This window comes from Pseudoxanthobacter sp. M-2, from assembly GCF_046156265.1.
Taxonomy (GTDB): domain Bacteria; phylum Pseudomonadota; class Alphaproteobacteria; order Rhizobiales; family Segnochrobactraceae; genus CAMDHY01.
The window spans coordinates 1-11,655 of the sequence record NZ_JAWDIR010000021.1; the positions used below are offsets into that span (position 1 = coordinate 1).

Annotated in this window: 13 protein-coding genes; 6 read left to right on the forward strand and 7 right to left on the reverse strand. The window is 64.8% G+C overall.

Annotation, left to right across the window (positions count from 1 at the left end):
• Positions 1-100: 100 nt before the first annotated feature.
• Genes RUR49_RS11680 through RUR49_RS11690 form a run of 3 tightly spaced genes read right to left on the reverse strand, consistent with a single transcriptional unit; the run spans position 101 to position 928 of the window.
• Positions 101-484: a hypothetical protein gene (locus RUR49_RS11680; RefSeq protein ID WP_409146555.1), complete on the reverse strand. Its 384-nt coding sequence runs from the start codon at positions 482-484 to the stop codon at positions 101-103.
• Position 485: 1 nt separating this feature from the next.
• Positions 486-704, reverse strand: coding sequence for a helix-turn-helix transcriptional regulator (locus RUR49_RS11685; RefSeq protein WP_409146556.1), 219 nt, complete (start codon positions 702-704; stop codon positions 486-488).
• Positions 701-928, reverse strand: a complete 228-nt coding sequence (locus RUR49_RS11690) for a hypothetical protein (RefSeq protein ID WP_409146557.1) — start codon at positions 926-928, stop codon at positions 701-703. Before RUR49_RS11690 ends, RUR49_RS11685 begins: the two co-directional genes overlap by 4 nt.
• A gap of 116 nt (positions 929-1,044) precedes the next feature.
• On the opposite strand from RUR49_RS11690, the gene RUR49_RS11695 reads away from it, so the two are divergent.
• Together RUR49_RS11695 and RUR49_RS11700 are read left to right on the forward strand one after the other, a co-directional pair.
• Complete coding sequence (locus RUR49_RS11695; protein ID WP_409146558.1) at positions 1,045-1,746, forward strand: helix-turn-helix transcriptional regulator; 702 nt, start codon at positions 1,045-1,047, stop codon at positions 1,744-1,746.
• 169 nt (positions 1,747-1,915) lie between these two features.
• A complete protein-coding gene (locus tag RUR49_RS11700; protein ID WP_409146559.1) occupies positions 1,916-2,575 on the forward strand; it encodes an XRE family transcriptional regulator in 660 nt (219 codons plus the stop codon).
• 139 nt (positions 2,576-2,714) lie between these two features.
• Here RUR49_RS11700 and RUR49_RS11705 read toward each other — a convergent pair whose 3' ends face one another.
• A complete protein-coding gene (locus RUR49_RS11705; protein WP_409146560.1) occupies positions 2,715-2,855 on the reverse strand; it encodes a hypothetical protein in 141 nt (46 codons plus the stop codon).
• Positions 2,856-3,034: 179 nt separating this feature from the next.
• Positions 3,035-6,877 carry a beta strand repeat-containing protein gene (locus RUR49_RS11710; RefSeq protein ID WP_409146561.1) on the reverse strand — a complete coding sequence of 1,281 codons (3,843 nt, stop codon included), beginning with the start codon at positions 6,875-6,877 and terminating at the stop codon, positions 3,035-3,037.
• A 552-nt stretch (positions 6,878-7,429) separates the two neighbouring features.
• On the opposite strand from RUR49_RS11710, the gene RUR49_RS11715 reads away from it, so the two are divergent.
• From RUR49_RS11715 to RUR49_RS11730, 4 genes are read left to right on the forward strand one after another with little or no spacing between them, the layout of a single operon-like run.
• A complete protein-coding gene (locus RUR49_RS11715) occupies positions 7,430-7,678 on the forward strand; it encodes a hypothetical protein (RefSeq protein ID WP_409146562.1) in 249 nt (82 codons plus the stop codon).
• Positions 7,671-8,117, forward strand: a complete 447-nt coding sequence (locus RUR49_RS11720) for a DUF2924 domain-containing protein (protein ID WP_409146563.1) — start codon at positions 7,671-7,673, stop codon at positions 8,115-8,117. Before RUR49_RS11715 ends, RUR49_RS11720 begins: the two co-directional genes overlap by 8 nt.
• Positions 8,114-9,454 (forward strand): recombinase family protein, encoded by a 1,341-nt coding sequence (locus RUR49_RS11725; RefSeq protein WP_409146564.1) that lies wholly within the window; start codon positions 8,114-8,116, stop codon positions 9,452-9,454. The genes RUR49_RS11720 and RUR49_RS11725 overlap by 4 nt, the downstream gene beginning before the upstream one ends.
• On the forward strand, positions 9,454-9,852 hold the full coding sequence (locus RUR49_RS11730; protein WP_409146565.1) for a hypothetical protein: 399 nt from the start codon (positions 9,454-9,456) through the stop codon (positions 9,850-9,852). The genes RUR49_RS11725 and RUR49_RS11730 overlap by 1 nt, the downstream gene beginning before the upstream one ends.
• A gap of 345 nt (positions 9,853-10,197) precedes the next feature.
• On the opposite strand, the gene RUR49_RS11735 is transcribed toward RUR49_RS11730, so the two are convergent.
• The gene (locus tag RUR49_RS11735) at positions 10,198-11,199 is read right to left on the reverse strand and encodes a diguanylate cyclase (protein WP_409146566.1); all 1,002 of its coding nucleotides are present in this window, start codon (positions 11,197-11,199) and stop codon (positions 10,198-10,200) included.
• Positions 11,200-11,275: 76 nt separating this feature from the next.
• Positions 11,276-11,655 (reverse strand): GGDEF domain-containing protein (locus tag RUR49_RS11740; RefSeq protein ID WP_409146567.1); only part of this gene is annotated, 380 nt, incomplete at its 5' end.

Below are 11,655 nucleotides of genomic sequence, written 5' to 3' on the forward strand. Positions count from 1 at the left end.
CGGCAGACCGGCGATGTCGCCCAGGGCGAGACGGTCGAGATCGGCGAGGGCGGGGAGGTTGGTGAGATTTGACATCGAGATGCTCAGCGATAGGAAGGGATCAAGCAGCGGCGGCGAGGTCCTCGCGGCCGGCGGCGGCGGCCACGAGCCGGGCGAGCGCTGCCGATGCGTGAACCGGCTTGCGGCGCGCCACGGCGAGATAGGCGAAGCGGTCTGGCTCCAGCCGCACCTGCACGAGGTGCACTAGCCCTGCCTCGAAGGCGGACAGCGCTGCCTGGGCAAGCCCGAGGAGCCGGCGTCGGTCGGGCTCGCCGAACCGCGACATCCCCGGGCCGATATCGATGCCGAGGAAGCCGCGGTGATAGACCAGTGTCTCGCCGGGAGCGGCCTGGGCGACCCAGGCGAAGAAGGCGAGATCGTTGATGGGCTCCTCAACATACGGGGCCGGGTTACCCTGCAAGGGGACGAACTGCAGGCGCGCCATCTCAGGACGCCTTCCTGAGGGCGGTGCCCTGTAGCGTGCTCTGGCAGACGCGGCCGCGTTCGTAGGCCTCGATTGCCTCCAGGGAGTAGACCACCCGGCCGCCGAGCTTGACGAAGGCAGGGCCCTGTCCCGCCCAGCGCCAGCGCTCCAGCGTGCGTGGCGAGATCTTCCAGCGGTCGGCGAGCTCGATCTGGTTGATGTGAATGGGAGGCATGGTCATGCCGCTTTCCTATTGGGGCTGCAGCGCGACGGATCGGCTTCCATCTCGTCGATGAAGGCGAGCACCTTGTCGGCGGTTGCCAGCGTCGGTGAGCGGCCTCGCCGCAGGTTCAGGACGAAAGCCGAATCGCCTACGGCCTGCCTGCCGAACTCGGTGGCTCTAAATCCGGTGGCCTTGAGGAAGGCCTCGACCCGTTCTCGGAACTGATTGCTGATCGTCGACATCGGGGGGTCCTGCTGGCGTCGCCTCTGGTGGGAGTAGTTAATGCAGGGCACCCCTATTGCGTCAAACACAAAAAATATCTAATTGGCAATATCCAACACGAACGAAGGCACGACCGATGAACCTCGATCCGATCCGACTGAAGGTGCTGGCACTGGTCCGCGACCGCGGCACTGACCTCAAGAACGCGTCGATGGCGATCGGCAGGAACTCCGCCTACCTGCACCAATTCGTGATGCGGGGGACGCCGCGGGTCCTGGCGGAAGAGGAGCGTCGTAAGCTCGCAGAACTCCTCGGCTGCGAAGAGAGTGAGCTCCGGCACGAGACCGTGCCGCCGCGCAAGCCGCGCCGGCCGTCGGCGCCTCGGTCAGCCAACCTGCCGCCAAATGGCATCCCGGAAGGCTTTGGGCGCGTGTCAGAAATCGACGTGCGCGCTTCTGCTGGTCCGGGCGCCGTTCACGAGGGCCTCGAGGAGGTCAAGCAGGTCTGGTTCTTCCCAGAGGGAATGATCCGCCACGAGTTCCGGGCGAGGACGAAGGATCTGCGCATCATCACCATCGACGGCGACTCGATGGAGCCGCTCCTCGCCAGCGGTGATCGCGTCCTCATCGACACCAGCCAGAAGATCCCGGTGCCGCCTGGTATCTTCGTGATCTGGGACGGGATGGGGCTGGTCGCGAAGCGCATCGAGCACGAGCCGAACTCCGATCCGCCGATGGTGGTGATCAGGTCGGTGAACCCCGAGTACAAGACCTATGAGCGGAGCGCCGAGGAGGTGCACGTGGTCGGGCGCGTCATTTGGACATCGCGGAGGCTGTAGATGGGCGGGCTCAGCCTGAGCCAGGCGCGCCCCCTCAATCTCCCTTCAGCGTGGCCCTGCGGCAAAGCCGTTCACTTTTCGTTCTAATCACTTGACCTCCGCGCTTCGTTCCTATTCCGTCCAATTGCGTTCGAGCCAGCATTGGAAGGCCATGACTGATCACCACACATTGGCGGATCGCCTCCGCGCCCGCGCGAACCAGCTCGGCCTGCCGCCTGCCCATGTTGCCGAGATGGCGGGGGTGAACCGGTCGTTCATCTACGACATCCTCCGAGGGCGCTCAGCGCGTCCCGGCATCGACCGGCTGGCGGATGTCGCGCGCGTGCTGAAGGTGGACCGCGACTGGCTGATCCACGGCATCGGCGAGGTCGAGGGCACGTCCCCCTTCGTCGAGAAACCCGACGACACCTTCGTGGCGATCCCCCATGCCACTGCACGGCCGTCGGCGCGACGAGGGTTAGTCGTGGCAGAGGGCGGCGACAAGTTCAGCCCGCCCTATCACTTCCGCCGCTCGTGGATCCGCAACGCGCTCAAGACGAGTCCGTCGCAACTGCGCATCATGCACGTCAAGGGGGACAGCATGGTTCCGACGCTGCTAAGCGGCGACGCGGTCCTCGTCGACACGAATCTTCGGTCCCCGAACCCACCCGGCATCTTCGTCCTCGACGACGGGATCGGTCTCGTCGCCAAGCGCCTCGAACACATCCCCAACAGGGATCAGCCCGCCGTCCGGGTCATTTCCGACAACAAGCACTATCCGAAGTATGAGCGCCCGGCCAACGAGATCCACATCGTCGGCCGCATCCGCTGGTTCGCGCGGGAGGTGTGATATGACGTGATCGGATTCCTCGACATCGACGATACGGTTCATGCGCTGGCCCCTTCGCCGATCGTGCGCAGGTTGAGGGCCGCCACGAGGACCACTGTCCGCCGGAGGACGGGGCTGGCGGGCTATTCTCGTATTGCCGTCACCCCTTGTATGCCACTGGGATGGTGCCGCCGGCGATGAATGCCGCGCCGAGCCAGCTGGGGCCGGACAGTTTGTCCGCGAGGAGTACGACAGCGAACACGGCCACCAGCACGATGCTCAGCTTGTCGATCGGCGCCACTCTGGCGGCGTCGCCGAGCTTGAGGGCGCGGCAGTAGCATAGCCAGAAGGTGCCGGGGCAATGCCGGAAAACTGCAGAAATAGGCAGGTCCGGCTGGTGACGGAGGCGGGCTACTGGCACTGGCCGGTGGCGACCAGCACGATTCCCACGACGCGTTCCGAAGCGATCTCTTGCTGCCGCTACAGGATGAAGTCCGACGCGGTGAGATGGTGTTTCCCGACGAGCCGGATCTCGATGTCCGCCTGCTTGTCGCCGTTGATGTCGCCGGACACGACCGTCATCCATCCAGTCTGGCCGGAGACATTGGTCGACCGGAAGTCGTAGTGCAACTGGCCCGAAGTGCCAGTGAAGGCACCGGTGCCCACGAACGTGAAGGTTCCGTTTCCTGGGGCGAAGTGATTAGCATCGACATCAAACAGATCGATGAGGTCGGCGGACTGGCTAAAATCCCAGACAACGTCCGATCCATGGCCGGTTATGTGGTAACGGGAGTCCGCCGGCTTGTCGAAGTCGAAACGGTCATTGCCGGAACCGCCCCAATTGTAATCGACGTCCAACCCACCATGAAGCACATCGTCCCCGGCGCCGCCTTGCAGTGTGTCGTCGCGGAAACCGTCGACGTCGTTTCCCCCGATGAGGGTATCGTCGCCCGCGCCACCGATCAGCTTGTTGTTTCCCATGTTGCCGACGATGGTGTTCGCCAGCGCATTGCCTTCGCCTTCGATGTTGGCGTTGCCGAGCAGCGTCAGCCTCTCGATGCTCGCAAAGGGAACGAGGCTGCGGCTGATCGACGAGATGACGAGGTCGTCGCCGCCACCGTCGATGATGAAGATGGGGCTGGTGTTGTTTCCGAGGATGTAGGCGTCGCTGCCCGCACCGCCGTCGAGCGTGTCGGCTCCGACGCTGCCGTCGAGGATGTCGTTGCCGCCTTTCGCGATCAGATGGTCGTTGCCCTGCTTGCCATTGAGGACGTTGGTCGCGCCATTGCCCTCGATGGTGTTGTCGAGCGCGTTGCCGGTGCCGTGGATGCTGCCATTGCCGACGAGCTGCAGGTTCTCGATCGTCGCGTAGTCGACCAGAGAGCGGGTGATCGTCGACGTGATGGTTCCGATACCGTTGCCGTCGATGACCGTGTCATACTCGGCGCCGAGCACGTAAGTGTCGTGGCCGGTGTTGCCGACGAGCGTGTCGTCGCCGAGGCCGCCGTCGAGAATGTTCTTGCCCGCGTTGCCGGTGATCCGGTTGTTCAGAGCGTTGCCGGTGCCGTCGATGTTGGCGCTGCCTTGCAGCACCAGATTCTCGATGGCGGCATAGGGAGCGAGCGAGCGGCTGATCGTCGAATAGACACCGTCGTCACCCGCCGTGTCGACGACGACGTCGCTCTCCGCCCCCAGCACGTAGCGATCGTTCCCCGCCCCGCCCTTCAACGTATCAAGGCCGGCGCCGCCAATGAGGATATTGTTGCCGATCGTGCCGGCGATGACGTTGGCGAGCGCGTTGCCGGTGCCGTTGATGTTGCCGGTGCCGAGCAACGTCAGATTCTCGACGTCCGAGTAGCCGACGAGCGACCGGGTGATCGTCGAGGTGATGAGATCCATGCCGGACGAATCGATGACGACGTCGGCGCCGTTGCCGAGCGTGTAGCGGTCATTGCCGGCGCCGCCCTTCAGCGTGTCGATCCCGCCGCCACCTTCGAGCACGTTGACGCCGGAATTTCCGACGATGGTGTTGGCGAGGGCATTCCCGATGCCGTTGAGGTTGGCGGACCCGAGCAGCGTCAGGTTCTCGATGTCCGCGTAGGCGACGAGCGAGCGACTGACCGTCGAGGTGGCGAGGTCGATGCCGCCGCTGTCGGTGGCGACGTCGAAGCCGTTGGCGAGAACGTAGGTGTCGTTGCCATTGCCGCCCAACAGCGTGTCGAGACCGGCGCCGCCGTCGAGGATGTTGTTGCCGCTATTGCCGGTGATCGTGTTGGCGAGGCTGTTGCCGGTGCCGTCGATGTTCGCGATGCCGAGCAGCAGCAGGTTCTCGATATCGCCGAAGGGTACCAGCGAGCGGCTGATGACCGAACTGATGGTATCGATGCCGCCGGTGTCGCTGACGACGTCGGCGGAGGCGCCGAGCACGTAGGTGTCGTTGCCGTTGCCGCCGAGCAGCGTGTCGAGGCCGGCGCCGCCGTCCAGCACGTTATGGCCCGCATTGCCGGTGATAGTGTTGGCGAGCGCGTTGCCGGTGCCGTCGATGTTGCCGCCGCCGAGCAGCGTCAGGTTCTCGATTGCGGCGAACGAGACGATCGACCGGCTGATGGTCGAGGTGACGGTGTCGGTCCCGGCGGCGTCGACGATGGTCGCTGCACCCGAGCTGCCGAGGGCGTAGGTATCGTCGCCCTGGCCGCCGTCGAGCAGGTCGCCGCCGGCGGAGCCGTGCAGGGTGTCGTTGCCCTGGCCGCCGAGTAGCGTGTCGGTGCCTGCATCGCCGTCGAGTTCGTTGTTCCCCGCATTGCCGGTGATGGTGTTGTCGAGCCCGTTGCCGGTGCCGTTGATGTTGGCGCCGCCGAGCAGCACGAGGTTCTCGACGTCGGCGTGGGGCGCGAGCGAGCGGCCGACGGTCGAGGTGATGGTGTCGATCCCGCCGGTATCCGAGACGACGTCGGCGGCGTTCGCACCGAACACGTACACATCATCGCCGAACCCGCCGACAAGAGTGTCGAGACCGAGCCCACCTTCGAGTACGTTCGCGCCGGCATTACCGGTGATTGTGTTGTCGAGGTCGTTGCCGGTGCCGTCGATGTCGTCGGAGCCGAGCAGCGTGAGGTTCTCTATGCCGGTGAAGAAGGCGAGGCTGCGGTCGCCCGTCGACGTGACGGTATCGAGGCCGCTCGTGTCGGTGCAGATGCCGCCGTAATTACTGCCGAGCTCGTAGAGATCGTCGCCGGCGCCACCCTGCAGCGTGTCGGCGTCGGTGTCGCTACCGCCCGTCAGCGTGTCGTCGCCGTCGCCGCCGCTCAGGGTGTCGGAGCCGGCGCCGCCGTCCAGCAGGTTGTCGCCGTCGTTGCCGGTGATGGCGTTGTCGAGGGTGTTGCCGGTGCCGTCGATGTTCGCGGCGCCCTCGAGGACCAGGTTCTCGATCCCGCCATAGGGGACGAGCGTGCGCGTGATCGTTGAGGTGATGGTGTCGATACCGGTCGAGGCGCCGTTACCCTCGCCAATCGTATCGTTGTCGGCGCCGAGCACGTAGGTGTCGTCGCCGTTGCCGCCGAGCAGGATGTCGTTGCCGGCGCCGCCGTCGAGCACGTTGTCGCCGTCGTTGCCGAAGATCGTGTTTGCGAGGGCGTTGCCGGTGCCGTCGATGTCGGCCGAACCCAGCAGCGTCAGACGCTCGACGGTGGCGAAGCCGGCAAGCGAGCGCGAGATCGTCGAGGTGACGGTGTCGACGCCGGCGCTGTCGAGGATGACGACGGCGGCGGCATTGGCGCCGAGCTCGTAGGTGTCGCCACCCGCCCCGCCATCCAGCGTGTCGGCGCCGAGCGTGCCGACCAGCGTGTCGGCACCGTCGCGGGCGATGAGTAGGTCGTCGCCGTCGCCGCCGTCGAGATGATCGGCGAGCAGCCCGGCGGTGAACACGTCGGCACCGGTGTTGCCGACATAGTTGAGCGAATCGGTGCCGAATAGCAGTGCCTCGAGCGCGGCGGTGTCGTTCGCGATCATCGCCGCATAGAGGGCGGCCGCATCGATGTTGAGACCCGTCACCGTCGCGCGGACGATGCCGTCCGCCGCCGAGGTGATGACGAAGCCGGTGATCGTGCCCGACACGACGCCGCCGAACGGGTTGAACACGAGGTTGCCACTGGCGGAGAGCAGCGTGATCTCCGTGGCGCTGCCGAGCGTTAGGGTCGGATCGAGCGCGACGAACTGGCTGGGGCTGCTGTCGATCGGATTGACGACACCGTCGCGCAGGAAGTCGACGAGCTTCAGCTCACTGCCGGTCGGCGACGGCGAGGTGACGGTGACGACGATCGCCATGGCGCTTACCGATCCTTCTTTTGAGCATTCCGGCAAAGCCAGCATGCCGAGGGTTGCATTCAGGGCGGCAACCTGCGCACGGCAAAGCATGGCCCCCCGGGGTATCGAAGCAGCACTTCCGCGGGTCATCACGCAGAAAACTGAAGAAAAGCGTCAACCCACCGCTGCAAGCGGGCAATGCAACCTAGAAATTTTCTTGTGGCATCGGACGAAGCGCCAAGTTGAACCCCACGACGATGATAGCCCTCGTACGAGTGCAAAGATATAGCTCGTTCCACCGGCTCTTCTCGCGCGCCGGTTGCCAAAACTGCCAGCGCCGCCTGTAGCGCGCCATTTGCAGTACCAGGCGGAGACTGAAGGTGCCGTCCTCTAACTCACCGAACCCACACAGGTCTCCCCCGGCGTCGCATGAGCAATGATCGTTGAGAGGCTGACTAAATCTCGCGACTCCGGTGGGCGTAACATTTCGAATGGTTTTGAATGATCACGCAGAACTATGACGCGTAGTGGATTTAGCTTGTGGTCTAGGGGGAAGTGGCTAGCGTTTCCTGCATGCGAAACGCTCTCGACCACCACTGCATCCCGCCTGGCCCCAACGCCCTGCACCCCGAGCTGATGAGCGATGCCGAGCGGCTCGACGAGGCCGCCTGGCTGCTCTCGCTTGCTGTGATCCGGCTCCGCCAGCGCCGCGACGGTGTGTCCATGGCACGACCTCGCGACGGCGGAGAGAGTTGCCTTCACTTCGTTCGCGACCAGAGCGGTCATGTCGACCCGCAGTCGACGGAGACCGACCATGGATGACCCCGTGCTGGCGCGCCTTGCCGCCATCAAAACTACCCCGACCCCCGAGTTGAAGACGATGTGGCGCGAGCTCTATGGAGCCGAGGCGCCGCCCTATAATCGGCGTTACCTCGAAAGCCGCCTGGCCTACCGAATCCAGGAGCTCGCCTATGGCGGGCTGAAGCCCGAGACGGTGAAGCGGCTCGATGCGCTGGCCCGCAACGTCGAGAACATGGACCCGAAGGCGCGGCGCATCCGCAACGACCGCAAGCCGATCGCCGGGACGAGGCTCCTGCGGGAGTTCCAGGGCGTCGAGCACATCGTGACGGTGACCATCGAGGGCTTCGAGTACCAGGGCCGTCCCTACCGTTCGCTGTCGGCGATCGCCCACGCCATCACGGGTGTGAAGTGGAACGGCTGGGTGTTCTTCGGCCTCAAGAGCGCGGGGAGGGGAGCATGAGCCGGACCGCAGCCACCGCGCATCCCGCTCGCAAGGTCGTCCAGAAGGTCCGCTGCGCGATCTACACCCGCAAATCGTCCGAGGAGGGCCTCGACATGGAGTTCAACAGCCTCGACGCCCAGCGCGAGGCGTGCGCGGCCTATGTCGTGAGCCAGAAGGCGGAAGGCTGGATCACCGTCCCCGACCGCTACGACGACGGCGGCATCTCCGGCGGCACCCTCGAACGCCCGGCGCTGAAGCGGCTTATCGCCGACATCGAGCTCGGCAAGGTCGACGTCGTGGTGGTCTACAAGATCGACCGCCTGTCCCGCTCGCTGATGGATTTTGCCAAGCTGGTCGACGTGTTCGAGCGGCGCGGCGTCACCTTTGTCAGCGTCACGCAGTCGTTCAACACCACCACCTCGATGGGGCGGCTGACGCTGAACGTGCTGCTCTCCTTCGCCCAGTTCGAGCGGGAGGTGATCGGCGAGCGCATCCGCGACAAGGTGGCGGCGTCTCGGAAGAAGGGGATGTGGATGGGCGGCTCCGTGCCGTTCGGCTACCGCGTCGAGAACCGTAAGCTGCTCATCCGCGAGGAAGAGGCGGCGTCCGTCCGCGTGATCTTCGATCGCTTCGTGAAGCTCGGCTCGATCATGCTGCTGATGCGGGAGCTCGCAGCGGCAGGAATCCGCAGCCGCCGCGGCCATCGCCTCGACAAGGGTTCGCTCTACAAGCTTCTCAACAACCGGGTCTACATCGGCGACGCCGTCCACAAGGGCGTCGCCTATCCCGGTGAGCACCAGGCGATCATCGACCTCGACCTCTGGAGCCGAGCCCACTCCATCATGGGCGAGAGCCCGCGCACGCGGGCGAACAAGACCCGGCTCGCAGGTCCCACGCTACTTCGTGGCCTGATCTTCTCACCGAACGGCGATGCCATGTCGCCGAGCCACACCCGCAAGGGCGATCGGCTCTACCGCTACTACGTCACCCAGTCGGTGTTGAAGAGGGGGCCGGAGACCTGCCCGGTGCGGCGACTGCCGGCAGCGGAGATCGAGGACGCGGTCGTCGAGCAACTCCGCGGCCTGCTACGGGCGCCGGAGCTGATTGTCCGGACGTGGATTGCCGCCAAGACCCACGACGACCGAATCACCGAGGCCGATGTCCGTGAGGCCTTTGAGCGTCTTGACCCGACGTGGGACGAGTTGTTCCCGGCGGAGCAAGCGCGCCTCGTCCAGCTGCTGGTCGAGCGCGTCGACGTGAGGACTGACGGCATTGCCATCCGGCTCCGCACCGGAGGGCTGACGGCGCTCCTGACGGAACTGCGGACGCCGACGGACCAGCGGGAGGCAGCGTGATGGCGAAGGCAGCGATCGACGACTTTGGTGGCTCGCTCACCGTCACGGTGCCGATGACGTTCAGGAAGCGGGGCGGGCGGAAGCTCGTCATCTCGCCGCCCGGAGCCGAAGCGTGGGCACCGCCGCGGGCCCGCGTGGATAACGCGATGGTGAAGGCGCTCGCCCGCGCGCATCGCTGGCGGAAGCTGCTCGACGGCGGTCGATATCAGACGGTGCGGGACCTCGCGAAGGCCGAGAACATAAACCCTTCCTACGTCGCGCGCGTCCTCCGCCTGACGCTACTCGCGCCGGACATCGTCGAGGCGATCCTCGACGGTCGACACGATCCAGAGCGGGTCACGCTAGATCGGCTGATGGAGCCATTTTCGGTGGTATGGTGCGAACAACTGCCGCAATAGACGCACGCGCACGCTGCAAATGATTGTCTGCAAACCCTTTCTCTTCTGCACTGGGCTTATTCGCCAGCAAATGAATTTGGCCCTAAGGAACCTCAGCGCTCGCCGCGGCCGCTAACGCGACCGCAAGTTCGCTTGCTTCCATCGGCGAGATAACGAAGTGCAGAATTATCTGCTCGCCGGCCACGTGAATGGACGCTTCCCAGACTGAGATGGCCAAGTCCAGCATGACGCCACCACTCGGGCTGCGATGCAACTCGAAGCTCTCCAGAAGGCACTTCTCATGACGATGCATTGAAGAGTCTCGAGTATCGTCAAGTGAAAAAACGGCTCGTCGCCGCTCAGCGATCAGGATGTCGTAGCCACCCTGCCGATGCAGTTCCGCCCGTCGCGTTTAATTCGGTACAGCACGGAATCGGCCTGCTCTAGCAGGCGCGAGAGCCGTTCAATCCGACGACCTTGACCGTCGGCTGCCTGAACGACCCCGCCACTGACGGTCATTCTGAAGGTGCCGCCGGGGTGGGGGATGTCGGTCTCGGCGAGGGCCGCCCGAAAACGATCGAGCGCCTCCCACGCGCTATCGGCGGGATCCCCAGCCAGTATGGTCGCAAATTCCTCGCCACCCACGCGGAACAGCCAGTCGTCCGCCCTCATCACCTCGCGGAACTTCGATGCGAACATGACGAGCGCGACGTCGCCCACATCGTGCCCATAGCGGTCGTTGATTGCCTTGAAGTGGTCGATGTCGAGAACGGCGACCGAGAGGGGACGCCTGGTGCGCTCGGCTGCCGCAAACTCTCGGGTGGCGACAAGATCGAGCATGCGGCGGTTCCAGGCCCCCGTCAGCGGATCGCTCGAAGCGGCACGACGGAGCTCAAGCTCGTGCACAGCGAGGCTCGCGAGATCCCGCAGCAGCTGCGCCTCGTGCTCCTTCAACTCTCGTGGCTTGCTGTCGATGACGCACACGGTGCCGATCCGCACACCATCAGCCATCTTGAGCGGCATGCCGGCGTAGAAGCGAATCCCCGGGCTTCCGACCACGAGCGGGTTGTCGAGGAAACGTTCATCCACCGCAGCGTCGGAAACGACGAAAACCTCGTCCCTTTGAATTGCGTGTGCGCAGAACGAGTGCTCGATTGGCGTCTCGCAGACCTCGATGCCTTTCTTCGACTTGAACCATTGGCGAGAGTTCTCGACCAGGCTGACCAGCGCGATTGGCACCCCGAGGGCGCCGCTGGCGAGGCGGGTAATGCGGTCAAACGACTCTTGCGGCGGCGTGTCCAAGATGTCCAGGGCCGCGAGCGTCTGGACGCGAAGAGCCGCTTCAGCTGGGTTTGTCTCAGGCTTCACGCTCGCGAAACTCCACCTGCGCTGCACCACGTCCCGTCAGAGCGTCGCCGCTCGTCTGCGGCACTTCATCGAAGGTCTATAGGGCAGCTAAGTCAACCGTCGCGCAGTGTCCGGTGGAGCATACCATTCCGGTAACTCGATTGCGCCCTTCGTCTTTTGCAGCGTAGAGCGCCCGGTCGGCAGCGCGCATCAGGTCAGACGACGACAGGGCGTCGAGATCGTCAGCGGTTGCCACTCCAATCGTGATTGTAGTGCCGGAGCCATCAGGAAATCTGTGCGCTTCCACAGCCGAGCGCGCCGCCTCTGCGACCTTCAACGCCCCGCCAGAGCCGGTTGCGGGCAAAACTATGGCGAACTCGTCGCCGCCAACGCGGGCGGCGAGATCTCCAGGTCGCTTGATTGCAGACTGAAGCCTCTCTGCGACCAATATCAGCACTTCGTCGCCGAAGCTGTGCC

Bases quoted from the DNA above. Each gene is read 5' to 3' on its own strand.
- RUR49_RS11690 (WP_409146557.1), bottom strand. From the start codon at position 928: ATGTCGACGATCAGCAATCAGTTCCGAGAACGGGTCGAGGCCTTCCTC.
- RUR49_RS11710 (WP_409146561.1), bottom strand. From the start codon at position 6,877: ATGGCGATCGTCGTCACCGTCACCTCGCCGTCGCCGACCGGCAGTGAG.
- RUR49_RS11730 (WP_409146565.1), top strand. From the start codon at position 9,454: ATGGCGAAGGCAGCGATCGACGACTTTGGTGGCTCGCTCACCGTCACG.
- RUR49_RS11685 (WP_409146556.1), bottom strand. From the start codon at position 704: ATGACCATGCCTCCCATTCACATCAACCAGATCGAGCTCGCCGACCGC.
- RUR49_RS11725 (WP_409146564.1), top strand. From the start codon at position 8,114: ATGAGCCGGACCGCAGCCACCGCGCATCCCGCTCGCAAGGTCGTCCAG.
- RUR49_RS11715 (WP_409146562.1), top strand. From the start codon at position 7,430: ATGCGAAACGCTCTCGACCACCACTGCATCCCGCCTGGCCCCAACGCC.
- RUR49_RS11695 (WP_409146558.1), top strand. From the start codon at position 1,045: ATGAACCTCGATCCGATCCGACTGAAGGTGCTGGCACTGGTCCGCGAC.
- RUR49_RS11680 (WP_409146555.1), bottom strand. From the start codon at position 484: ATGGCGCGCCTGCAGTTCGTCCCCTTGCAGGGTAACCCGGCCCCGTAT.
- RUR49_RS11720 (WP_409146563.1), top strand. From the start codon at position 7,671: ATGGATGACCCCGTGCTGGCGCGCCTTGCCGCCATCAAAACTACCCCG.